A 25,481-nucleotide genomic window follows, 5' to 3' on the forward strand; every position below is an offset into this window, starting at 1 on the left:
CTGGTTGCCGCGGTCAGGTGATATGTTTAATGGCCCGCGATTCCCGCGGGATGTGCGTGGGGCAGCGCGCGATCGTGGATACTGCCCCGGTAGGAATTGAGCTTGAGCGCCTTTGACCATTCACCCGATATTGCGCTGCCGACGATCGTACAGGAGCGAGCGCGCGAGTGTCCCGATCGGCGCGCGTTCACCTTCCTCGTGGACGGCGAATCGGAGGAGAGGTCGTGGACCTACGGCGAGCTCGACCGGCGGGCACGGGCGATCGCCGCGGCGCTGCAGGCCGCCGGCGCGGCCGGCCGCCCGGTGCTCCTGGTCGATCCGCCGGGCCTCGGCGCCATCGCGGCATTGCTGGGGTGCATGGCCGCCGGCGCGATCGCCGTGCCCGTGGCCCCGCCCGACGAGCTGCGGTCGCTCGAGCGGCTGCGCGCAATCGTCGACGACAGCCGCGCCGAACACATCCTCAGCGCATCTCCGGAGGCTCCCGGCGTCGCGGCGCTCCGCGAGCACACCCCGAACATGCGATGGGTGACGTCCCGAGAGCTGAATGGCGAAGGGTGGGACGCTCCCCCGATCGATATGGAGAGGATTGCGCTGATCCAATACACGTCGGGCTCGACCGCGACCCCGCGCGGGGTGGTGCTGACGCACCGCAACCTCATCCACAATGAACGGAGCATCGCCGCGGCGTTCGAGAACGACGAGCGGACCATCGTCGCCGGTTGGCTACCGCTCCATCACGACATGGGGCTCATCGGCACGGTGTTGCAGCCGCTGTACCTCGGGGCCCCGGCGGTGCTCATGGCCCCCTCGCACTTCCTCCAGCGGCCGATCCGCTGGCTGCAGGCGATCGCGCGTCACCGGGCGACCACCAGCGGCGGGCCCAACTTCGCGTACGAGCTCTGCATCCGCAAGACGACCCCGGAGCAGCGCGCGGCGCTCGACCTGTCGTGCTGGCGGGTCGCCTTCAACGGCGCGGAGCCGGTGCGCGCGGACACCATGGAGCGCTTCGCCGCCGCCTTCGCCGCCGCGGGCTTCCGGCGGGAGGCGTTCTATCCGTGCTACGGGCTGGCCGAGGCGACCTTGCTCTGCACGGGCGGCCGCCCGGGCGAGCCCGCCAAAACCATGACGGTCACCGCGGACGCCGGCGACGGCGGACGCGAGCGCGTCCTGGTCGGCTGCGGCCGCGTGCTCGGCGGGCAGGAGCTGGCGATCGTCGACCCGCACCGCCTGCGAGCCTGCGAACCCGGAGCGCTCGGCGAGGTGTGGATCCGCGGAGACAGCGTCGGGCAGGGCTACTGGGGCCGACCCGAGGACACGCGCGAGGTGTTCGGGGCCCGCCTCGACGGGGCCGGAGACCGGCCGTTCCTGCGCACCGGCGACCTCGGGCTGATGCGGGGCGACGAGCTCTACATCGCCGGCCGCCTCAAGGACCTGATCATCCTGAAGGGCCGCAACCACTATCCCCAGGACATCGAGCGCTCGGTGGTCCGCAGCCACCCGGGCATGCGCGAGGGCTGCGGCGCAGCGTTCTCGGTCGTGCGCGACGGGGAGGAGCGCGCGGTGGTCGTGCAGGAGATCGATCCCGCGGCCGACCGGGAGCTGCTGCTCCGGGCCGCGCGCGAGGCGGTGTTCACCGACCACGGCGTCGCCCTCGACGCGGTCGTGCTGCTGCACCGGGGCACGATCTTCAAGACCACCAGCGGGAAGATCCAGCGCCGCCGCTGCCGCGCCGCCTATCTCGCCGGCGAGCTCGCCGTGGCGGCGTCGTGGCAGGCCCCGGCGGCGGGCGAGCGCCCGGCGTTCGTGGCCCCGCGACCCGGCCTCGAGGCCGAGCTGGCCGCGCTGTGGACCGAGGTGCTGGACGTGGCGCCGATCGGCCGCGACGACGACTTCTTCGCGCTCGGCGGCGGCTCGTTGCTGGCGACGCAGCTCGGCGCCCGGGTGCGGGCGGCGCTGGGGCTCGAGCTGAGCCTGGCGGCGCTGTTCTCGGCCCGCACGCTGGCGGCGACCGCCGCAGCGCTGGCGCTGGCGGGCGACGACGGGATTGCCCGCGAGGCGTCGCCGCCCGAGCCGCGCGGCCGGATCGAGCCGGAGCCGCTGGCCTTCGCCCAGCGCGGCATCTGGCTGGTCCGTCAGCTCGATCCGGACTCGCCGGCCTACACCATCGCCCAGGCGCTGCGGTTGACCGGCGCGCTCGAAGTCGCCGCGCTCGAGCGGGCGCTCGCGGGGGTGATCGCCCGCCACGCGACGCTGCGGACGCGGATCGTGGCGATCGACGGAGAGCCGCGCCAGGCGGTCGACCCGCCCGGGGCGTGGTCGCTGGCGGTCGAGGATCTGCGCGGGCGATCGGCGGAGGCGCGGGCCACGGCGCTGACGGAGCTCGGCCGCGAGGCGGCGCGCACGGTCTTCGACGTCAGCGCCGAGGTGTTGCTGCGCGCGCGGCTGGTCCGGGTCGACGACGCCGAGCACGTGCTGCTCCTCGCCGTCGACCACCTCGCCGCCGACGGCTGGTCGATGCGCGTGCTGCTGCGTGAAGTGACGGAGCTCTACGCCGCCGAGCTCGCCGGTCGCGCGCCCGCGCTGCCGCCGTTGGCGGTCGAGTACGCCGACTACTGCGCGTGGCAGCGCGAGCGCCTGCAGGAGGCGCGGCTCGAGCAGCTCCTGGCGTACTGGCGGGAGCGGCTGGCGGGGCTCTCGCCGGCCCCGGCCTTGCCCGACGACCGCCGGTCCGGCGAGCCGGGGCGCCACGGCGCGACCCGCCGCTTCGAGCTGCCTTCCGAGCTGTCGCGGGCCGTGCGGGCGCTCGGCCAGCGCGAGGGCGTCACGCTCTACATGACGCTGCTCGCGGCGTTCTTCGTCCTGCTGCACCGCCTGGGCGGACAGACCGACCTGCGCGTCGGCTCGCCGTTCGCCGGCCGCGACCACGCCGTGCTCGAGCCGCTCATCGGCTGCTTCGTCAACACGTTGGTGGTGCGCTGCGACCTGGCCGGCGACCCGAGCTTCCGCGCGCTGCTGGGGCGGGTGAAGGAGGCCGCGCTGGGGGCCTACGCGCACGCCGAGGCGCCGTTCGACAAGCTCGTCGAGGCGCTCCAGCCCGAGCGCGACGGCCGGCGGATGCCGCTCGTCGACGTCGGCTTCGTCCTGCAGCCCGACCCGCTGGCCGACCAGGCGCTGCCCGGGCTGCGCCTCGAGCTGCTCGAGCTCGACGGCGGCACCTCGAAGATCGACCTGACCCTGTTCATCACCGACGCCGAGCCGGCCCTGCGCGGCGCGATCGAGTACGACACGGCGCTGTTCGCCCCGGCGACCGTCGACCGGCTGATCGAGCGGTACACCGCGCTGCTCGCCGGCGTGGTCGAGGCGCCCGGGCAGCGGCTGTCGCGCCTGCCGATCCTCGGCGCCGACGAGCGCGCGTGGCTCTTGACCGGCCGCAACCCGCCGGCGTTCGTCACCCCGCCGGTGCGCTCGATCGCCGAGCTGTTCGACGCCCAGGCCGCCCGCACCCCGGACGCCGAGGCGCTGGTGTGGGGCGACGCGCGGCTCACCTACGCCGAGCTGCACCGGCGCGCCGACCGGCTCGCGCGGCTCCTCCGCCGCCGCGGCGTCGGACCCGAGACGATGGTCGGCGTCTGCCTCGATCGGTCGCTCGAGATGGTGGTCGCCGTGCTGGCGGTGATCAAGTCCGGCGGCGCCTACGTCCCGCTCGACCCGAGCTACCCGGTCGAGCGGCTGGCGCAGATCGTCGCCGACAGCGCGCCGCGGCTGGTGCTGACCGAGGCGCGGCACACCGAGCGCCTGCCGGCGTCGGCCGGCGTGCTGCTCGTCGACCGCGAGCAGGCGGCGATCGCCGCCGAGCCCGCCGAGCCGCTCGCGGTCGTGGTCGGCCCGGAGAACCTCGCCTACGCGATCCACACCTCGGGCTCGACGGGCCGGCCGAAGGGCGTGATGGTCACGCACCGCAGCCTGATCGGCGCGTGCGCGGCGTGGGAGCGCATCTATCGCCTGCGCGAGGTCGGCAGCGCCATGCTGCAGATGGCGAGCATCTCCTTCGACGTGTTCGCGGAGGACCTGATGCGCGCGCTGTGCTTCGGCAAGAAGCTGGTGCTGTGCCCGCGGGAGGTCGTGCTCGACCCGCGCGAGCTGTACGCGCTGCTGGTGCGCGAGCGGATCGACTGGGCCGAGTTCGTGCCGGCCGGGCTGCGCAGCCTGGTGGCCTACCTCGAGGAGACCGGGCAGGACCTGCGCTTCATGCGGGTGATCGTGGCCGGCTCGGACAGTTGGTTCGTCCACGAGTACCGCCGCTTCAAGCGCCTGGGCGCCGCCGACACGCGCCTCGTCAACTCCTACGGGATGAGCGAGGCGACCATCGACAACGCCTCGTACGAGGACGAGCTCGCGGACTACCCGGCCGAGCGGATGCTGCCGGCGGGCCGTCCGTTCGCCAACACCCGCCTGTACGTGCTCGACCCGCACATGCAGCCGGCGCCGATCGGCGTGGCCGGCGAGATCTACGTCGGCGGGCCGTGCCTGGCCCGCGGCTACCTCGGCCGGCCCGAGCTGACCGCCGAGCGCTTCGTGCCCGACCCGTTCGCGGGCGAGCCGGGGGCGCGCCTGTATCGCTCGGGCGACCGGGGGCGGATCCTCGCCAGCGGCGACCTCGAGTTCCTCGGGCGCCTCGACAACCGCGTCAAGATCCGCGGGTCGCTCATCGAGCTGGGCGACGTCGAGTCGGCGATCGGGCAGCACCCGTCGGTGCGGGAGGTCGCGGCGGTCGTGCGCGACGACCCGCGCTCGGGCGAGCCGCGCCTGCTCGCGTACGTGGTCGCCGACCCGCGCGCGCTCGAGGAGGGGGCCGACGACGGCGACCTGCCGGCCGAACAGGTGGCGCAGTGGAAGGCCGTGTTCGACGACCTGTACGCCGAGACGTCGGCGGAGTTCGAGCCGACGCTCTACATCAAGGGCTGGGAGAGCAGCTACACCAAGACGCCGATGCCGCGCGAGGAGGTGCGCGCGTGGGTCGAGCAGACCGCGGACCGGCTGCGCGCGCTCGGCCCGCGCGAGGTCCTCGACCTCGGCAGCGGCAGCGGCCTGATGTTGCTGCGCCTCGCCGACGGCTGCACGCGCTACGTGGCCACCGACGTCTCGCAGGCGCCGCTCGACTTCCTGGCCGACCTGCTGGCGCGGCGACAGCCGCCGCTGCCGCAGGTCCGGCTCGAGCAGCGGGCCGCCGACGCGCTGGCGGACCTCGCCCCGGCGAGCTTCGACGCGGTGATCTCGGTCTCGGTCGCGCAGTACTTCCCGGGCGTCGACTACTTGCTGCGGGTCCTCGGCGGGGCGGTCCGCGCGGTCCGTCCCGGCGGCTTCGTGTTCCTCGGCGACGTCCGCAGCTTGCCGCTGCTCGAGCTGTACCACACCTCGGTCCAGCTCCACCGCGCCGGCGACGCGACGACCTGCGACGAGCTGCGCCAGCAGGTGCGCGACAGCGTGTTCTACGAGAAGCAAATGGTGGTCGACCCGGCGCTGTTCTTCGCCTTCCAGGCCGAGCACCCGGAGGTCGCCCGCGTGGAGGTCCTGCTCGAGCGCGGGCACGTCCACAACGAGCTCAACAAGTTCCGCTACGACCTGGTCATCCACGTCGGGCCAGCGGCCGCGCCCGTCGCGTTCGCGCGGGCCGACTGGGAGCGCGACGGGCTGTCGGTGGCGGCGGTGCGGGCCCGGCTGGCCGACGAGCGCCCGGACCTGCTGGTCGTCGACGGCGTGCCGAATCTCCGCCTGAGCGTCGAGCTCCGCGTCCGCGCGCTGCTGGCCGACCCCGCGGGCCCGAGCACCGTCGGGGCGCTGCGGGAGGCGGTGCAGGCGGCGGCGCCGGCCGGCGTCGAGCCCGAGGCGCTGTGGGCCCTCGCGGACGAGCTGCCCTACGTCGTCGACCTGCGGTGGACCGCGGCCGACGGCGATGGCCGGTTCACCGCGGTGTTCCGCCGCCGCCGCGATGACGGCACCGTCGCCCCGTCGCCCGACCTGCGCCCGCCGGACGCCGCCTTCGCGGCGCGGCCGTGGGCCGGCTTCGCCACCGATCCCGTGCGCGCCAGCTTCGCCCGCCGGCTGCTGCCGCAGCTGCGCGAGCACCTGACGGCGAAGCTGCCGAGCTACATGGTGCCGTCGGCGTTCGTGCTGCTCGAGCGGATGCCGCTGTCGCCCAACGGCAAGATCGATCGCCGGGCGCTGCCGGCCGCCGACCCTCGCGACCGCGAGGCCGCGCGCACGGTCGTCGCCCCGCGCGGCCCGATCGAGGCCTGCCTGGCCGAGCTGTGGCAGCAGGTCCTCGCGGTCGACCGCGTCAGCGTCCACGACAACTGGTTCGACCTCGGGGGGCACTCCCTGCTCGCCACCCAGTTGGTCGCGCGAGCGCGCAAGGCGTTCCAGCTCGACCTGCCGATGCGCAGCCTGTTCGACCACCCGACGATCGCCCGCCTCGCGGCGGTGATCGAGGGCCGGCTGCTCGCCGAGATCGAGGCGACGGCCGCGGAGGCGCCCGACACCCACGTCCAGCGAAGCGGAGCGGTATGACCGACGAAGACGACAGCCTGTCCCGGCGCCGGAAGGCGCTCTCGGCCGACCAGCAGGCGCTGCTGGCCCGGCGGGTGCGCGCGGCGAGCCAGCACCTGCAGCGGCCGGCGATCCCGCGGCGCGCCGGCGACGAGCCCCAGCCGCTGTCGTTCGCGCAGCAGCGGCTGTGGTTCCTCCACCGCCTCGACCCGGCGAGCTCGTTCTACAACATCTCGGAGTCGATCCGGCTGCGGAGCCTGCTCGACGTCGAGGCGCTGACGGCCGCGCTGCGGCAGCTCGTCGCCCGCCACGAGGCGCTGCGCACGTCCTTCGCCGAGCACGACGGCGAGCCGCGGCAGACGGTGCACGCGCCCGGGCCGCTGGCGCTCCACGTCGACGACCTGCGCGGGGTGCCCGGCGAGCAGCGCGAGGCGGAGATGCGCCGGCGGGCCCGCGACGAGGCGCGGCGGCCGTTCGACCTGGCCCGCCCGCCGCTGCTGCGCGCGCTGCTGCTGCGCCTGGACGAGCGCGAGCACGTGCTGGTGCTGACCACCCACCACCTCGTGTGCGACGGCTGGTCGCTCGGCATCCTCGTCCGCGAGCTGACGGCGCTGTACGCCGCGGCCCGGCGCGGCGTCGCCGGCGAGCTCCCGCAGCTCGCGGTCCAGTACGCCGACTTCGCCGCCTGGGAGCAGGGGGCGGATCGCGCGGGCCAGCTCGACGCCGAGCTGAAGTACTGGCGCGAGCAGCTCGCCGACCTGCCCGTGCTGCAGCTCCCGACCGACCGGCCGCGGCCGGCGGTGCGCTCGTTCGCGGGCGACGTACGCACGCGGGCGCTCTCGCCCGCGCTGCTGCGCGGCCTGCAGCGGCTCGCCGCGGGCTCGGAGGCGACGCTCTTCATGGTGCTCCTGGCGGCCTGGGGCGCGCTGCTGCACCGCTACACCGGGCAACGCGACTTCGCCGTCGGCTCGCCGATCGCCGGGCGCAACCTCGTCGAGCTCGAGCCGGTGGTCGGGTTCTTCGTCAACACCCTGGCGCTGCGCATCGACCTCGCCGGCGACCCGAGCTTCGCCGAGCTGCTGCGGCGGGTCCGGGCCACCGCGACGGCGGCCTACGCCCACCAGGAGCTGCCGTTCGAGCGGCTCGTGCAGGCGCTGCACCCGGAGCGCAGCGCGAGCCACCAGCCGGTGTGCCAGGTCGTGTTCGCGCTGCAGAACGCCCCGCTGCCGCCGCTGCAGCTCGCCGACCTCGAGACCGAGCTGCTCGCCGTCCACGACGGGACCGCCAAGTTCGAGCTGCTGCTGTCGATGCGCGAGGTCGACGGCGGCCTGGCGGCCGCGGTGGAGTTCAGCACCGACCTGTTCGACGGCCCGCGCATCGAGCGGATGCTGGGCCACCTCGAGCAGCTCCTGACGGCCGCGGTCGCCGAGCCGGCGCGGCGGGTGTCGCAGATGCCGCTGCTGACCGCGGAGGAGCGCCACCGACTGCTCGTCGCCTGGAACGCCCAGGGAGGCGACGGCGCGCCCGAGCTGCTGCAGCGCGGCTTCGAGGCCCAGGCCCGGCGCACCCCCGACGCGACGGCCGCGGTGTTCGGCGCGGCGCGGCTGACCTACGCCGAGCTCGATCGCCGCGCCAACCGCCTCGCGCACCAGCTCCGCGCCCTCGGCGTCGGGCCGGACGTGCGCGTCGGCATCTGCATGCGCCGCTCGCTCGAGCTGCCGGTCGCGGTGCTGGCGGCGCTCAAGGCCGGCGGCGCCTTCGTGCCGCTCGACCCGAGCTACCCGCCGGAGCGCCTGGCCGTGATCCTCGAGGAGGCGCGACCGCGGGTGCTGCTGACCCAGACCGAGCTGGCCGAGCGCTGGCGCGGCGGCCCGGCCGAGGTCGTCGCCCTCGACCCCGGCTGGCGCCCCGACGACGCCTGGCCCGACGTCGCGCCGGACACCGGCGTGGTCCCGGGCAACCTCGCCTACGTCATCTACACCTCCGGCTCGACGGGGCGGCCCAAGGGCATCGCCATGAGCCACGTCCCGATCGCCAACCTGATCCAGTGGCACACGGCGACGACGACCCTGCCTCACGGCGGCGCGACGCTGCAGTTCGCCTCGCTCAACTTCGACGTCAGCTTCCAGGAGCTGTTCGCGACCTGGGCGCTCGGCGGGTCCGTCCACCTGATTACCGAGGAGCAGCGACGCGACCCCGACGCGCTGCTGCGGCTGATCGCCGATCAGCGGATCGAGCGGCTGTTCTTGCCGATGGTGATGCTGCAGAGCCTCGCCGAGGCCGCGTGCGCGCGCGGGCCGCTGCCGGCGAGCGTGCGCGAGGTCTTCGCCGGCGGCGAGCCGCTGCAGATCTCCCGCCAGGTGCAGCAGATGTACGCCGCGATCGGCGGCGCGCTGCACAATCACTACGGCCCCTCGGAGTGCCACGTCGTCACCGACTGCACCCTGCAGGGCGACCCGTCGACGTGGCCCGCGTTGCCGCCGATCGGGCGCCCGCTGCCCAACCTGCGGCTGTACCTGCTGGACGGTCGGATGCAGCCCGTCCCGATCGGCGTGGCCGGCGAGCTGTTCATCGGCGGCATCGTGCTCGCGCGCGGCTACCTCGACCGGCCCGACATCACCGCCGAGCGCTTCGTGCCCGACCCGTTCGGGCCGCGCCCCGGCGGCCGCCTCTACCGCACCGGAGACTTCGCGCGCTACCTGCCCGACGGCGCGCTCGAGTTCCTCGGGCGCATCGATCACCAGGTCAAGATCCGCGGCTTCCGCATCGAGCTGGTGGAGATCGAGGCCGCGCTCGGCGAGCACCCGGCGGTCGCCGACTGCGCGGTGCTCGTGCGCGAGGACCGGCCCGGCGACAAGCGGCTGGTCGCCTACGTCGCCTCCGCCGCCGAGCCCGCCGCCGCCGAGCTGCGCGCCTTCCTGCGGGCCAAGCTGCCCGAGTACATGGTGCCCGCGGCGTTCGTGTGCATGCGGGCGCTGCCGGTCGATCCGAACGGCAAGACCGACCGGCGCGCGCTGGCCGGGCTGGCGCTCGGCCAGGTCGAGGTGGACCGCAGCGACGTGCCGCAGACCGAGGCCGAGCGGCGGGTCGCGGCGATCTGGTGCGAGCTGCTGGGGCTCGACCAGGTCGGCGCGCACGACAACTTCTTCGATCTGGGCGGCCACTCGTTGCTGGTGCCGAAGCTGCAGCGCGCGCTGCAGGACGCGTTCGGGCGCGAGGTCGCGGCGGCCGAGCTGTTCCAGTACACCACGGTGGCCGCGCTGGCCGACCACCTGCGCGACGCGCCCGTCGCCGCCGAGGCGGGCCACGAGCGGGCCGAGGCGCGCGAGGCGGCGAGCCGCCGCAACCAGGCGCTGCGCGAGCGCCGTCGCGGGGCGCGAGGGTGAGGGCGTCATGACCGTCGATACCGACGCAGCGGACGTGGACGCGATCGCGGTGATCGCCGTGGCGGGGCGGTTCCCGGGCGCGCCGGACGTCGAGGCGCTGTGGGCCAACCTCCGCGCCGGGACCGAGTCGATCGCCCGCTTCGACGCCGACGAGCTGCGCGCCGCCGGGACCGCCGAGGCGGTGCTCCGCGATCCTCGCCACGTGCCGGCCGCGGCGGTGCTGGACGACGTCGAGTGGTTCGACGCCGCGTTCTTCGGCGTCGGCCCGCGCGAGGCCGAGCTGATGGACCCGCAGCAGCGCCTGTTCCTCGAGTGCTGCCACGAGGCGCTCGAGCGGGCCGGGCACGACCCGCAGCGCTTCCCCGGAGCGATCGGCGTCTACGCGGGCGCCGACCTCAACACCTACCTGCTGCACCTGCACGCCGGCCGGACGTTCAGCGACGGCGAGCGGCTGCAGGTGCTGCTCGCCAACGACAAGGACTACCTGGCCACGCGCGTGTCGTACAAGCTCGACCTGCGCGGGCCGAGCGTGGCGGTGCAGACCGCCTGCTCGACGTCGCTGGTCGCGGTGCACATGGCCTGCCAGGCGCTGCTGCACGGCGAGTGCGACATGAGCCTGGCCGGCGGCGCCTCGGTCGGCGTGCCGCAGCGGGTCGGCTACGTCTATCAGGAGGGCGCGATCCACTCGCCCGACGGCCACTGCCGGCCGTTCGACGCCGCCGCGGCCGGGACCGTGCCGGGCTCCGGCGTCGGCGTGGTCGTGCTACGGCGGCTCGCCGACGCGCTGGCCGACGGCGACGCGATCCTGGCCGTGATCCGCGGCTCGGCGATCAACAACGACGGCGCGCAGAAGGTCGGCTACGCCGCGCCCGCGGTCGAGGGCCAGGCGCGGGTGATCGAGGAGGCGCTGGCGGTGGCGGGAGTCGAGGCCGCGAGCATCGGCTACGTCGAGGCGCACGGGACCGCGACGCCGCTCGGCGACCCCGTCGAGCTGGCTGCGCTGCGCCGGGCCTTCCGCGACGTCGGCACCGTCGGCACCTGCCCGATCGGCGCGATCAAGTCGAACTTCGGCCACGCCGGCGCCGCCGCGGGGGTCGCAGGCCTGATCAAGACCGTGCTGTCGCTGGCGCACGAGGAGCTGCCGCCGACGCTGCACTTCTCGGCCCCCAACCCCGAGCTCGGCCTCGAGCGCTCGCCGTTCTTCGTCAACCGCGCGCTGCGACCCTGGCCCCGGGGACAGGCGCCGCGCCGCGCCGGCGTCAGCTCGTTCGGCATCGGCGGCACCAACGCCCACGTCGTCGTCGAGGAGGCCCCGCGCGTCCGGGCCTCGGCCAGCGCCCGACCGGCGCACCTGCTCGTGCTCTCGGCGGCCACGCCCACCGCGCTGGCGACCGCGACCGCCCGCCTGCGCGACGCCCTGGAGCGGCAGCCGACGCTGCAGCTCGCCGACGTCGCCCACACGCTGCAGACCGGCCGGCGCGCCCTGGCGCACCGCCGGGCGCTGGTGTGCAGGACCTCCGCCGAGGCCCTCGCCGGGCTCGCCGACGAGGCTCGCCTGGCCAGCGCCCACGTCGACGGCGCGCGCCGGGTGGCCGCCTTCCTGTTCCCCGGCCAGGGCACGCAGCGCCCCGACATGGGCCGCGAGCTCTACCTCGCCGAGCCCGGCTTCCGCGCCACCATCGATCGCTGCGCCGAGGTCCTGGCGGACCGGCTCGACGTCGATCTGCGCGCCGTGCTCTACCCCGGCCTCGACGGGCGCGCCGACGCCTCGCGCCGCCTGGGCGACACCGAGGTGGCCCAGCCGGCGCTGCTGGCCGTCGAGGTGGCGCTGGCGCGGCTGTGGATCGGACGCGGCGTCCGGCCGGCGGCGCTGCTCGGCGACAGCCTCGGCGAGTTCGCGGCCGCGGCTGTCTCGGGGGTCATGTCCCTCGAGTCAGCCCTCGTCGCGGTCGCGGCCCGCGGCCGGGCGATGCAGGCCGCGCCGGTCGGGGCGATGCTCGCCGTCGCCGCGCCCGAGGCCGCGCTGGCGCCGTGGCTCGCCGAGGGGGTGACGCTCGCGGCCGTGCATGCCGACGACCGCTGCGTGGTGGCCGGGTCGCCGGAGCAGATCGCCGAGCTCGCCGTCGCCCTCGCGGCCCGCGGCGTCGGCACCCGGCCGCTCCGCGTCCAGCGGGCCTTTCACTCGCCGGCGATGGCCTGCGCCGTGGCGCCGCTGAAGGCCGCGATGTCGGCGGTCGCCCTGCGTCCGCCGCAGATCGCCACGCTCTCCAACGTCACCGGCACCTGGCTGACGCCCGAGCAGGCCACCGACCCGGACTACTGGACGCGCCACCTGTGCGCGCCGGTCCGGCTGCGGGAGGGCTTGCAGCAGCTCGCCGCCGACCCGGCGCGGGTGCTGCTCGAGCTCGGGCCCGGGCAGTCGCTCGCCAACCTCGCGCGCCGCAGCGGCCACGCCCGCGTCGTCGCCGGCCTGCCGATGCGCGCGCCCGAGGGCGCCTACGGCGAGTCCCTGGCGGCCCTCGGCGCGCTGTGGCAGGCCGGCGTCGAGGTCGACTGGTCGAGCCTGTACGCCGGCGAGCGGCGGTCCAGGGTGCTGCTCCCGACCTACCCGTTCGAGCGGCGGCGCCACTGGTTCGACGGGGCGGCGACGCCCGCCGCGAAGCCGGCGACGACGAGCTCCGCGACGGCGACGAGCTCCGCGCCGACGAGCTCCGCGCCGGCGACGAGCTCCGCGGCGACGACGACGAGCTCCGCTTCGGCGGCGACGACGAGCTCCGCGACGGCGGCGACGAGCTCCGCGCCGGCGATGCTCGGGTCGGCGGCGACGACGACCTCCACGACGACGGCGACGACCTCCACGACGACGGCGACGACCTCCGCGACGACGGCGACGCGCGCGACAGCGACGACGAGCTCCGCGACCCCGACGACGAACGCGACGGCGGCCCCGCTCGCGTCGACGGCGATGACGGCGATGACCAGCTCGACGAGCTCCGCGACCACGACGCTCGCGACGACGGACGTCGCCAGCGCGCCGTCCGAGCCGCCGACGCAGCTCGCAGACCCGCCTGCGCCGGGGCAGGTCGAGGGCCGGCTGCTCGAGGTGGTGCGCGCGACCGTCGGGGTCGACGTCACCGACGCCGAGCGCGGCGCCAGCTTCCTCGAGCTCGGGCTCGACTCGCTCGTGCTCATGCAGTTGAGCCAGGCCGTCGACGCCGCCTTCGGCGTCCGCGTCGCCTTCCGCCAGTTCTTCGAGGAGCTCGCCACCTTCGACGCCCTGCGCGACCACCTCGAGCGCCACGCCACCCGCGTCGCCGCGCCCGCGAGCGAGGCCCCGCCGGCGCCGGCCGCCGCGCGGCCCGCGTTCGTGCCGTACCGGCCGCCCCGGCCCGAGCTCGGGGCCCGGCTCGACCCGCGCCAGCAGGCCCACCTCGACGCGCTGGTGAGCCGCCTGGTCGCGCGCACGCCGGGCTCGAAGCAGCGGGCCCAGGCCGACCGCGCGGTGCTGGCGGACAACCGCGTGACCGCGCGCTTCCGGCTGCAGTGGAAGGAGCTGGTCTACCCGATCGTCGCCGCGCGCGCCGACGGGGCGGCGCTGTGGGACGTCGACGGCAACGCCTACGTCGACCTGGCCATGGGCTTCGGCGTGCACTTCTTCGGCCACGCCCCCGCGTTCGTCCGCGCCGCGCTCGCGCGGGCGATCGCCGCCGGCATGCCGCTGGGACCGCAGTCGGAGGCCGCGGGCCGGGTCGCCCGCCGGCTGTGCGCGCTCACCGGGATGGAGCGCGCGACGTTCTGCAACTCGGGCACCGAGGCGGTGATGGCGGCGCTGCGGATCGCCCGGACCGTGACGCGCCGGCGGAAGGTCGCGCTGTTCGCCGGCTCCTATCACGGCTCGTTCGACGGCACCCTGGCCCGCGGGCTCGCCCGCGACGGCGAGCGCCGCAGCGTGCCGATGGCGCCCGGCGTGACCGACGGCATGGTCGACGACGTCGTCGTCCTCGACTACGGCGAGCCGAACGCGCTCGAGTGGGTGCAGCGGCACGGGTCCGAGCTGGCCGCCGTGCTGGTCGAGCCGGTGCAGAGCCGGCGGCCCGACCTCCAGCCGCAGGCGTTCCTGGCCGCGCTGCGGGCGTCGACGCGGGCGAGCGGGGCGGCGCTGGTGTTCGACGAGATCATCACCGGCCTGCGCTGCCACCCCGGCGGCGCGCAGGCGTTCTTCGGCGTCGAGGCCGACCTCGCCACCTACGGCAAGGTGCTCGCGGGGGGCCTGCCGATCGGCGTGGTCGCCGGTCGGGCGCGCTTCATGGACGCGATCGACGGCGGCGCGTGGAGCTACGGCGACGAGTCCTATCCGACCGCCGAGCAGACCTTCTTCGCCGGGACCTTCTGCAAGCACCCGCTCGCGCTGGCCGCCGCCGAGGCGGTGCTGGCCGAGCTGGCCGCGGCGGGGCCCGGGCTGCAGCGGCGCCTGAACGACCGCACCGCCGCGCTGGCCCACGAGCTCAACGCCCGCTTCGCCGCCGCCGGGGCCCCGCTGCGCGCCAGCCACTTCGCGTCGCTCTTCATCTTCGAGCCGCTCGCCGAGCAGCCGTTCTTCGACCTGTTCTTCTACCACCTGCTCGCGCGCAGCATCTACGTGTGGGAGGGCGGCACCTGCTTCCTCTCGACCGCGCACGGCGACGACGACCTCGAGCGCGTCGTCGCGGCGGTGGACGACGCCGTCGCCGCACTGCAGGCCGGCGGCTTCTTCGGCGGCGCGGCAGCCCGCGCGCCCGCGCAGCCGACCACGCCGCTGCAGCAGGAGCTGTGGACGTTCGCGCAGCTCGGCCCCGACGCCTCGGCCGCCTGCAACGAGGGCGTGTCGCTGCGCCTGCGCGGCGCGCTCGACGTCGCCGCGCTGCGCCGGGCGCTGCGCGCCGTCATCGACCGCCACGAGGCCCTGCGCACCGCGTTCGCCGGCGACGGCCGGACCCGGACCGTCGCCCCCGCCGTGGCCTTCGACCTGCCGGTCGTCGACGTGCCCGACGCCGACGCGTTGGCGGCCCGCGTCGACGCGCTGATGCGCCGGCCCTTCGCCCTGGACACGGCGCCGCTGGTGCGGGCCGAGCTCCTCCGCCTCGGCCCCGACGAGCACCTGCTCGCGCTCGTGCTGCATCACCTCGTCGTCGACAGTTGGTCGCTCGGCGTGCTGGTCCGCGAGCTCGCGGCGCTGTACTCGGCGCACCGCGACGGGGTCGCGTGCGCGCTGCCGCCGGTGACGCGGGCGCGGCTGGAGGCCCCGGGCGAGCGCGAGGTCGAGGTCGCGGAGCGCTACTGGCTCGCGCGGCTCGCCGACGGCGCGCCGCACGTGGCCCTGCCCGCCGACCGACCCGACGCCGCCGCCCGCGGCTACGGCGGCGCGCAGCTCCGGCGCCCGCTCGGGCCCGGACTCGCGCGGTCGCTGCGGCGCTGCGCCCAGGAGCAGGGCTGCACCCTGTTCGTGGCGCTGCTCGCCGGCTTCGAGGCCCTGCTGCGCCTGCTCGGCGGCCGCGACGAGACCCTCGTCGGCATCCACGGCGCCGGCCAGGCGCTCGCCGGCGCCGACGCCCCGCTCGGCTACGACGTCCGCCTGCTCCCGCTGATCGGCCGCGTCGACCCCGAGTGGCGCTTCGACGCCGCCCTGCGCGACGCCCGGACCCGCGTGTTCGAGGCGTTCCAGCACCAGCAGTGCCCGCTCGGCCGCCTGGCCCGGGCGATCCGCCCCTGCGGCGCCGCCGGGCCCCTGCTCGACATCACCTTCGACGTCGAGCGCAGCGGCCCGGCGCCGGCGTTCGCCGGGTTGCAGGTCGAGGGCGACACGCTCGTCCCGGCCCTCAGCAAGCGCGCGCTCGCGGTCCACGTGCTCGACGACGGCGACGACCTCGTGTGCGAGTGGACCTACGCCCGCGAGCGGTTCGCTCCGCAGACGATCGAGCGCTGGCACGCCCTGTACGCCGCGCTGGCCGAGCTCGTGACGCGGCGCCCCGACATCACCCTGCGCGAGCTCGCGGCCGAGCTGGCGCGGACCGACCGCGCCCTGCAGCGCGCCGCCGACGAGGCCGAGCTGCAGCGCACCACCCAGCGGCTCGGCGCCGCCAGACGGCGCCCGATCGCCATCGACCGCGGTGAGGACTGACGCAGGACAGGAGCCGACGTGAACGACCCCAGCCGCGCAGGATTCCGCCTCTCTCCGCCGCAACAGCGGCTGTGGACCATGCACGTCCAGGGCCTCGCCTCGACGGCGCGGGCCGAGCTGGTCGTGCGCGGGCCGCTGGACCGCGAGCGGCTGCGGGCGGCGATCGCCGCCGTGGTGGCGCGCCACGAGATCCTGCGCACCCGGATCCACGCGCCCGGCGAGGCCGAGGCGCTGCAGACGATCGACGACCGCCCCGAGTTCGCGTGGCGCTGGGCCGCCATGGAGCCCGCCGTGCCGGATCCCCAGAGCGGGCCGCCGCTGCACGTCGCCGTCACGCCGATCGGCCCGGCGCTGCACCGCGTCGAGCTGGCCCTCCCGACGGTCTGCGCCGACGCGCCGAGCCTGGAGCTGCTGGCCTTCGAGCTGGCCGACGCCTACGCGGGCGCGCTCGCCGGCGACACGTCGGCGCAGTACGCCGACGTCGCCGAGTGGCTATGGGAGTCGCTCGCCGCCGCCACCGAGTCCGCTGGCGGGGCGCACTGGCGGCGCCTGGCGTCGGCCGGACCGCCGCGCCGCTTGCCCCTCGCGCGCGAGCCCGACAGATGCGGCCGCTCGCTCGGCGTCCCGCTCGCCGAAGCAGTGCGCGCCCCCCTCGCCGACCAGCCCGACAGCGGCGGTTCCCCGATCGGCGCCTCGCTCGCCGAGCCCGCGCCCGCCCACCTCGCGCGCGAGCCCGACAGCGGCGGCCGCCGCATCGCCGTCCCCGTGCCGCTCGCCGAATCCGTGCGCGCCCACCTCGCGGGCATCGAGCGGCCGGCGAGCGTCGTCGCGGCGGGCTGGTACGGGCTCGTCGCCGCTTTGACCGACTGGCACGGCCCCGACATCGCGCTCGCGCTCGACGGCCGCGACCTGTCGGCGCTGCGCGGCGCGCTCGGTCCGCTGGCGGGGTTCGTGCCCGGGCCGGTCGCCCTCGATCCGCGGCTCTCGTTCGCCGCGCTGGTCGAGCGCGTCGACCAGGCGCTCGCCGCCGGTCGTCGCTGGCAGCACGCCCGCGCCCCCGATCCGGCCGACCTCCGCCCGCGCTTCGCCTTCCTCGCGCGCCGGAGGGTCCGCGCCGCCGCCGGCGACCTGACCTTCGAGCTGACCGCCGTCGACGTCGACAGCGAGCGCTTCGAGCTCGGCCTCGTCTGCGTCGACGACGGCGCCGAGCTGACGCTGGTCGCCGATCCCGAGGTCCTGGCGCCCGCGCCCCTCGGTCGCCTCGCCGAGCAATACGCCGCGCTGCTGGCCTCGGCGTGCCTCGATCCGAGCGCGCCGCTCGCCGAACTCTCGCTCGTCGACGACGCCGGGCGCCGCGAGCTGCTCGTCGACTTCGCGCGCGGGCCCGCGTCCGCGCCGCTCGACGTGGTCGCCGCGATCCGGGCCAACGCCGCGGCCCACCCCGAGCGCGTCGCCGTCGTCGACGGCGACAGGCGCTTGACCTACGGCGCGCTCGAGCGCCGCAGCGGCGCCCTGGCGGCCCGCCTGCACGCGCTCGGCGTCGGACCGGAGAGTCTGGTCGCGATCGGCCTCGAGCGCTCGGTCGAGGCCGTCGTCGCGGTCGTCGCCGCCTTGCGCGCCGGCGCGGGGTACGTCCCGATCGACCCCGAGTACCCGGCCGATCGGATCGCCTTCATGCTCCGCGACGCCGCGCCGCGGGTGCTCGTCACCGCCGCGGAGCGGGCGACGACGGCCCCCGAAGGCACCGTCGTCCTCGACGTCGCGGCGGCGATCGCCTCGCCCGCGCTCGCCGCCGTAGACGTCGACGTCGCGCCCGACGGCGTCGCCTACGTCATCTACACCTCCGGCTCGACCGGCCGCCCGAAAGGCGCGGTCAACCTCCGGCGCGGCGTGAACAACCTGGTCGGGTGGTTGCAGCGGACCTTCGCCCTCGACGGCGAGCGCGACGTCGTGCTGCACAAGACCCCGCTGAGCTTCGACGTGTCGGTGTGGGAGCTGTTGTGGCCGCTCGCCGTCGGCGCCCGCCTGGTCGTCGCGCGCCCCGGCGGCCACCGCGACCCCGCCTATCTCTCCGCGCTGATCGGCCGCGAGGGCGTCACGACCGTCCACTTCGTCCCGTCGATGCTGCGCGCCTTCCTCGACGCCGGCGACCCGACGGCCTGCGCCTCGCTGCGCCGCGTGCTCACCGGCGGCGAGGCCCTCCCCGCCCCCCTCGCGCGGCGGTTCCGCCAGCGCCTGGGCGCCGAGCTGCATCACCTCTACGGCCCGAGCGAGGCGGCCGTCGACGCCACCCACGGCGTCTGCCCGACCGAGCCCGATCGCCCGGTCGTCTCGATCGGGCGGCCGCTCGCGGGCGTCGAGGCGTACGTCCTCGACGACCGCCTGCGACCGCTGCCCGTCGGCCTCGAGGGCGAGCTCTACCTCGGCGGCGTCGCGCTCGCGCGGGGCTACCTCCGCCGGCCCGAGCTCACCGCCGAGCGCTTCCTCCCCCACCCGTTCGCCGCCCGCCCCGGAGACCGCCTGTACCGCACCGGCGACCGCGCCTGCTGGCTCGCCGACGGCCGCCTCGAGATCCGCGGACGCAGCGACTTCCAGCGCAAGATCCGGGGCGCCCGCGTCGAGCTCGGCGAGCTCGAAGCGGCCCTGCGCGAGCACCCCGGCGTGCGCGAGGCCGCAGCCTTCGTCGACGAGCCCGCGCCCGGCGACCTGCGCCTCGCCGCCGTCGTCGTCGGCGCGCCCGCGGAGGCCCTCTCGGGCCCGGCGCTGCGCCGGTTCCTCGCCGCCCGCCTGCCCGAGTTCATGCTCCCGGCCAGCGTCACGCGGGTCGACGCCCTGCCGCTGACCCCCAGCGGCAAGCTCGATCGGCTGCGCCTGCCCGCCCTGGGGCGCGCCCGCGAGGCCGGCGGCGAGCCGCCGCGGACCGCGATCGAGGCCGTCGTCGCCGAGGTCCTCGGCGAGGTTTTGGGCGGTCCGGCGCTCGCGCGCGGCGACGACTTCTTCGCCCGCGGCGGCCACTCGTTGCTCGCCGTCCAGGCCAACCTGCGGCTCGGCGCCGCGTTCGCGCGCAGCCTCCCGCTCGCGCTCCTGTTCGAGGCCCCGACGGTCGCCGGGCTGGCGGCGCGGATCGAGGCGGTCTTGCGCGACGATCCGGCCCCGGCGCGGCCCGGCCTCGCGCGGGTGCGGCAGGGCGGCCCGCTGCCGCTCTCGCCGGTGCAGCAGCACCTGTGGTTCCTCCACCGCCTGCACCCGGACGACCCGGCGTGGAACATGAACGCCCTGGTGCGCCTGCGCGGCCGCCTCGACGTGGGCGCGCTGACCCGGGCGCTCGGCGAGCTGCTCCGTCGCCACGAGATCCTGCGGACCACCTACGTCGAGCAGGACGGCGCGCCGGTCCAGGTCGTCGGCGCCCCGCAGCCCGTCGCGCTCGCGCACCTCGACCTCGCGTCGATCGCCGAGACCGAGCCCGACGCCGCCGTCGCGCGCCTGGCCGCCGACGAGGCCCGCCGGCCCTTCGACCTCGAGCGCGGCCCGCTGCTCCGCGCCAGCCTGCTGCGCCTCGCCGACGACGACGCCGTGCTGGCGCTGACGCTGCCGCACATCGTCGGCGACGACTGGTCGATGGTCGTGCTGCTGCGCGAGGTCATGGCGCTGTACGACGGCGCCGAGGCGCTGCCCGGGGCGTCGTTTCAGTACGCCGACTTCGCCGCCTGGCAGCGCGACTGGCTGGCCGGCCCGGCCGGGCAGGCGCTGCGGCGCTACTGGAAGGGGCAGCTCGCCGGGGTGGCCTCGCAGGCCCCGCTGCTGGGCCCGCGCCTTCCGCCCGGCTCCCGGCGCGGGCGGGCGGCGACGCTGCGTCGGCGGCTCCCGGCGGCCCTCGCCGAGCGCCTGCGCGGCCTCGGTCGCCAGGAGGGCGCGACCCTGTTCATGACCCTGCTCGCCGGCTTCTTCGCGCTGGCGCACCGCATGACCGGCGCGACCGACCTCGTGATCGGCTCGCCGTTCGCCGTGCGCGACCCGATCGAGACCGAGAGCATGATCGGCCCCTTCGTCAACATGCTCCCGCTGCGCGTCGCGCTCGACGACGACGCCAGCGCGCGCGACCTGCTGCGCCGGGTCCGCGCCGTCGCCGTCGCGGCGCAGGTCCACCAGGCCCTCCCCTTCGACCAGATCGCCGCGCTGGCGCGCGAGCAGGCCGGCCCGGAGCTGTCGCTGCTCGAGTCGGCGTTCGTGCTGCACTCCGTGCCCCGGCCCGCGCTGCAGCTCCCCGGTCTCACCCTCGAGCCGATCGACGCCGAGCACGCGACCGCCAAGTACGACGTCGTGCTGGCGGCCGCGGAGGTCGACGGCGAGCTCGAGTGCAACCTCGAGTACGACCTCGACCGCACTCCCGCCGGCGCGGCCGAGGCGCTGTTCGATCATTACCTCGCGCTGCTCGCCGGCCTCGTCGCCGCGCCGGACCGGCCGGTGTTCGCGCTGCCCCTGGCCGACGATGAGCCGCGTCGCCGCGCCCTCGCGGCCTGGAGCGTGGCGAGCGTCCCCTACCCGGGCGAGCGCGACCTCTTCGCGCTGTTCGTCGAGCGGGCCCTGCGCTCGCCCGCCGCGCCGGCCGTCGACGCCGCCGACGCGCGCCTCGACTACGCCGCCCTCGCCCGCCGCGCCGAGCGCCTCGCGGCGCACCTGCAGGCCCTCGGCGTCCGGCCCGGAGCGCACGTCGGCGTCGCCCTCGAGCCGTCGGCGGCGCTGATCGTCGCCGTGCTCGGCGTCCTCGCCGCGGGCGCCGTCTACGTCCCGCTCGACGTCACCGGCGCCCCCGAGCGGCTCGCCTTCCTGATCGCCGACGCCGGCCTCCGCCACATCGTCGCCGACGAGACCTCGGCCGCCGCGCTGCCCCCGGGGGCGGCCGCGATCGTGCGCCTCGACCGCGACGCGGCGGCGATCGCCGCCGGCCTCCCGCGCGTGCCCGTGGCGCGCGGCGGCGACGACCTCGCCTGCATCATGTACACCTCCGGCTCGACCGGCCGGCCCAAGGGCGTCGAAGTCACCCACCGCGCCATCCTCCGCCTCGCCTTCGGCCAGCCCGCGCTCGCCTTCGTCGCCGGCGATCGCTTCGGCATGGTGGCCACGCCGACCTTCGATGCCTCGACCTTCGAGCTCTGGTGCGCCCTCCTCTGCGGCGCCTGCGTGGTCCCGCTCGATCGCCTCACCCGCCTCGACCCGCCCGCGCTGGCCGCGTGGCTGCGCGAGCGCCGGATCTCCGTGCTCTTCCTGACCACGGCCCTGCTGCAGCAGCTCGTCTCGGTCGTCCCCGACGCCTGCGCCGGCCTGCGCGTGCTGCTGTTCGGCGGGCAGCTCTGCCACCCGCCGATGGTCCGCAAGCTCCTCGACGCCGGCCGACCCGCGCTGCTGCTGCACCTCTACGGCCCCACCGAGTGCACCGTGTTCGCGACCGCGGCGGTGCTCGACGACCTCCCGGCCGGCGCCGCGTCGGTGCCGATCGGCGGGCCGATCGCCCACACCGTGGCCTACGTCCTCGACGCCCGCCTCCAGCCGGTGCCGGTCGGCGCGCTCGGCGAGCTCCACCTCGCCGGGCCCGGCCTCGCGCGCGGCTACCTCGGCCGACCGGAGCTCACCGCGGAGCGCTTCATCCCCGACCCGTTCGCCCCGACCGCGGGCGCCCGCATGTACCGGACCGGCGACGTGGTCCGGCGACTGCCCGACGGCGGCCTCGACTTCGTCGGCCGGCGCGATCGCCAGATCAAGCTGCGCGGCCAGCGGATCGAGCTCGGCGAGATCGAGGTCGTGCTGGCGGAGCACCCCGGGGTCCTCGCCGCGGCGGTGGTCGTCGCCAGCGACGGTACGCAGCTCGTCGCCCACCTCGTCGCCGGCGAGCCGACGCCGACGCACCGCGAGCTCGACGCCCACCTGCGCGCGCGGCTGCCGGCGGCCATGGTCCCGAGCCACTTCGCCTGGCACACCGCGCTGCCGCTGACCCCGCACGGCAAGGTCGACCACGCCGCGCTCGCGGCCCACGCCGGCGCGCCGCTGACCGGCGACGACCCGTCCGCGCGGCCGGGCACGCCCAGCGAGCAGCTCCTGGCCGCCATCTGGTCGGACATCCTCGACGTCGACGGCGTCGGCCTGCACGACGACTTCTTCGCGCTCGGTGGGCACTCGCTGCTGGCGACGCGGGTGGTGTCGCGGATCCGCAGCGAGCTCGCGGCCGACCTGCCGCTGCGCGCCGTGTTCGAGGCGCCGACGCTGGCGGCGCTGGCCCGGCGCGTCGACGCGGCCCGCGGCCACGCGGCGTCCGCCATCGCCCTGCCGTTGACGCCGGTCGACGACCCGGCCCCGCCGCTGTCGCTCGCGCAGGAGTCGATGTTCGCCGCCTGCGAGGTGCTGCCCTCGGGGCCATGGTTCAACGTACAGGTCGGCATGCGCGTGGTCGGGCCGCTCGACGTGCACGCGCTCGCGCGCGGCGTCGAGGTCCTCGTCGACCGCCACGAGGCGCTGCGCACCACCTTCGCGCGCCAGGGCGGCCGGCCGGTGCAGCGCGTCGCGGCGCCCGCTCCCGGGCTGGCCCACCTCCTCGACCTGAGCGAGAGCCCGCCGGATCGGCGGGCGGCCGACGTCACGCGCGCGGCCCTGTTCGACGCCCGCCGCCCCTTCGACCTGGCCGAGGGCCCGCTCGTCCGCGTCACCGTCGTCCGCCTCGCCGCCGAGGAGCACGTGGTCCTGTGGACCATGCACCACATCATCGGCGACGGCCTATCCGTCGACCTGCTGCTGCGCGAGCTCGGCGAGCTGTACGACGCCGCCTGTCACGGCCGGCCGGCCGCGCTGCCGCCCCTGTCGCTGCGGTACCGCGACTACTGCCACTGGCAGCGCGCCTGGCTGGCCGGCGACGCGCTCGCGGGTCAGCTCGACTACTGGGTCACGCGCCTGCAGGGGCCGCGCCGCGCGCTCCGCTTCCCCGGCGCGGCCGCCGAGCCGGAGCTGAGCCTGCGCACCGCCACCGCGCAGCGCAGCCTCTCGGGCGAGCAACTGGCGACGCTGCGGGCGCTGGGCCGCACGGCGACCGCGACGATCTTCATGACGGTCCTCGCCGCGCTGTGCCACGCGCTGTCCGAGCTGACCGGCGAGCGCGACATCTGCGTCGGCACGCTCGTCGGCGGCCGGCGCCCGGAGACCGAGGGGCTCGTGGGGATGTTCCTGAACACGCTGGTCCTGCGGCTTTGGACCGACCCGCAGGCCGACTTCCTCGCGCTCGTGCGCGCCGCCCGGGAGGCCGTGCTCGCGGCTCACGCCAACGCCGAGGTCCCGTTCGAGGCGGTCGTCGGCGCGCTCGAGCGGCGCGGCCCGCTCGACCGCCGCGCCCTGCTGCAGGTGATGCTCCAGCTCGAGCCGGAGTTCACCCCGCCGCTCGCCGCCCCCGGCCTGCGCGTCGAGCCGTTCACCGTGCCCGACCCCGGCGACGTCACGGTCACGCTCAGCGACCTCGTGGTCGGCGTCCGCGAACGCGCCGACGGCCTCGACCTCATGCTCCGCTACAAGCCGACGAGCTGCCCCTCGTCGGTGGCCGAGGGGCTGCTCGCCGCGATCGCCGACGCGCTGTCCGGCCAGCCCGGAGACGCCCAGCGCCCCTCCGGCCGCGACCTTGGTGCCCGTCCACGCCTCGCCGAGGCAGGGAGATGACATGACCGCCCTCGCTCCACCACCCGACACCCACGCGCGCCCCGACGCCCACGCCCAAGTCCGCGCGGCCTATGAGCGCGACGGCTTCGCGGTGCTCCGCGGCGTCGTCGACCCCGACACGATCGCCGAGGCCAGCGCGCACCTCGAGTGGCTCACCGCCCGCTACCCCGAGCTCTCGCCGGAGCACCTGCACCACCCGCTCATGCGCGACGACGCCTTCTGGACCAGCCTCGTCACCGACCCGCGGCTCGTCGACATCGCCGAGGGGTTCCTCGGCCCCGACATCGCCTGCTTCACCGCGCACTACATCTGCAAGCCGGCGCGCACCGGCATGGCGGTGCTGTGGCACCAAGACGGCGCGTACTGGCAGCTCGACCCCATGGAGGCGCTGACGGTGTGGCTGGCGATCGACGAGACCACCGCTGAAAACGGGTGCCTGCGCATGCTCCCCGGCTCGCACCGGACGCCGCTGCAGCCGATCGAGCTGCGCAGCGACGTCCCCAACATGCTGTGCTCGTCGCTCGACGCGCGAGGGATCGACCCCGCGCGCGCCGTCGACATCACCCTGCGACCCGGAGACGTGTCGATCCACCACCCGCAGTTGATCCACGGCTCGGAGCCGAACCGCTCGCCGACGCGCCGCTGCGGCCTCGACATCGGCTACATCCGGACCTCGACCCGAGTGTCGAACCGCGAGCTGTACCTGAACCCGGTGCTCGTCCGCGGCCGCCCGGTCCCGGGCGTCAACCGCTATCGGTCGTGGCCGGAGTACGTCGAGGGGAGCACGATCCCGTTCCGGGCGCGCGAGGCATGGAACGCCCGCGCCCGGAGCATGAACGAATCGCAGCAGTTCTCCGGCGAGACCGCGGAGGACGTGCTGGTCCAGACGCGACGGATGATCGAGCGGCTGCGCGAAGGGACGGTCCGGACGTGACCGCCGAAATTTCGGAAGATTAGACCGGAGGTGTGTGATGATTGATCGTATTGCTGTGACAAACTACGTGGCGGCCAGCCTGGAGCGGATCCGCCGGCACCCGTTCATCCAGGAGGCGCACGCGCAGCGATTGACGCGAGCGCAGGTGGAGCGCTGGATCATGTGCGCCGGCCGGGAGAGCCGCTCGTTCCCCGACATCCTCATGAACATGCTGGAGTGGTCGACGGACCCGCGGCTGCGCGAGACCCTGACCGAGAACCTCAACGACGAGCTCGGCAACGGCGACCCCAGCGACGCCCACTTTCACCACTACCTGCAATTGATCGACGCCCTCGCGCTCGACCCCGCCGACTTCTACGCCTACCCCGAGGCCTCGGGGATCTCCCTCGCCGTGGCCCTGGCGTACAACATGTCGAAGCAAGGCGACGAGGCCGCGGCGCTCGGCTACATGCTCGTCAACGAGGCGATGACGCCGATCACCTACGGCGCGGTGAAGGTCGCGCTCCTGCGCTACTACCCCGGCCTCGCCACCGACTTCTTCGACCTGCACGTCACCGTCGACGCGCGCCACGTCGAGGGGCTGTACGGCGCCGTCGAGGCCCTGCCCGAAGACACGCTCGGCCGCCTGCTCTACGGCATCGACATGGGCGAACGCGGCATGGCGTCGCTCCTCGACGAGGCGTACGGTAGCTTCGACCACTGCCGGGCGGTGCCCTCGCTCCGCGACGCGCCGCCCCTGCCGATCACCCTCCAGGTCTAGCCGACG

The 25,481-nt window shown here is 75.8% G+C and carries 6 protein-coding genes; all 6 read left to right on the forward strand.

All coding sequences use genetic code 11. The features are described from left to right. The first annotated feature begins 102 nt into the window (after positions 1-102). Genes NAEX_RS07350 through NAEX_RS07375 form a run of 6 tightly spaced genes read left to right on the forward strand, consistent with a single transcriptional unit; the run spans position 103 to position 25,475 of the window. Positions 103-6,567: a non-ribosomal peptide synthetase gene (locus NAEX_RS07350; RefSeq protein WP_170135532.1), complete on the forward strand. Its 6,465-nt coding sequence runs from the start codon at positions 103-105 to the stop codon at positions 6,565-6,567. Further along, positions 6,564-9,932 (forward strand): non-ribosomal peptide synthetase, encoded by a 3,369-nt coding sequence (locus tag NAEX_RS07355; protein ID WP_096326804.1) that lies wholly within the window; start codon positions 6,564-6,566, stop codon positions 9,930-9,932. The genes NAEX_RS07350 and NAEX_RS07355 overlap by 4 nt, the downstream gene beginning before the upstream one ends. 7 nt (positions 9,933-9,939) lie before the next feature. Next, positions 9,940-16,089 carry a type I polyketide synthase gene (locus NAEX_RS07360; RefSeq protein ID WP_096326805.1) on the forward strand — a complete coding sequence of 2,050 codons (6,150 nt, stop codon included), beginning with the start codon at positions 9,940-9,942 and terminating at the stop codon, positions 16,087-16,089. An 18-nt stretch (positions 16,090-16,107) separates the two neighbouring features. Continuing rightward, positions 16,108-23,781 carry a non-ribosomal peptide synthetase gene (locus NAEX_RS07365; protein ID WP_096326806.1) on the forward strand — a complete coding sequence of 2,558 codons (7,674 nt, stop codon included), beginning with the start codon at positions 16,108-16,110 and terminating at the stop codon, positions 23,779-23,781. Position 23,782: 1 nt separating this feature from the next. Beyond that, positions 23,783-24,715 (forward strand): phytanoyl-CoA dioxygenase family protein, encoded by a 933-nt coding sequence (locus NAEX_RS07370; protein WP_096326807.1) that lies wholly within the window; start codon positions 23,783-23,785, stop codon positions 24,713-24,715. 37 nt (positions 24,716-24,752) lie between these two features. Continuing rightward, positions 24,753-25,475 (forward strand): iron-containing redox enzyme family protein, encoded by a 723-nt coding sequence (locus tag NAEX_RS07375; protein WP_096326808.1) that lies wholly within the window; start codon positions 24,753-24,755, stop codon positions 25,473-25,475. Positions 25,476-25,481: the final 6 nt, after the last annotated feature.

The sequence above is a fragment of the Nannocystis exedens genome (genome assembly GCF_002343915.1).
Classification (GTDB): domain Bacteria; phylum Myxococcota_A; class Polyangia; order Nannocystales; family Nannocystaceae; genus Nannocystis; species Nannocystis exedens.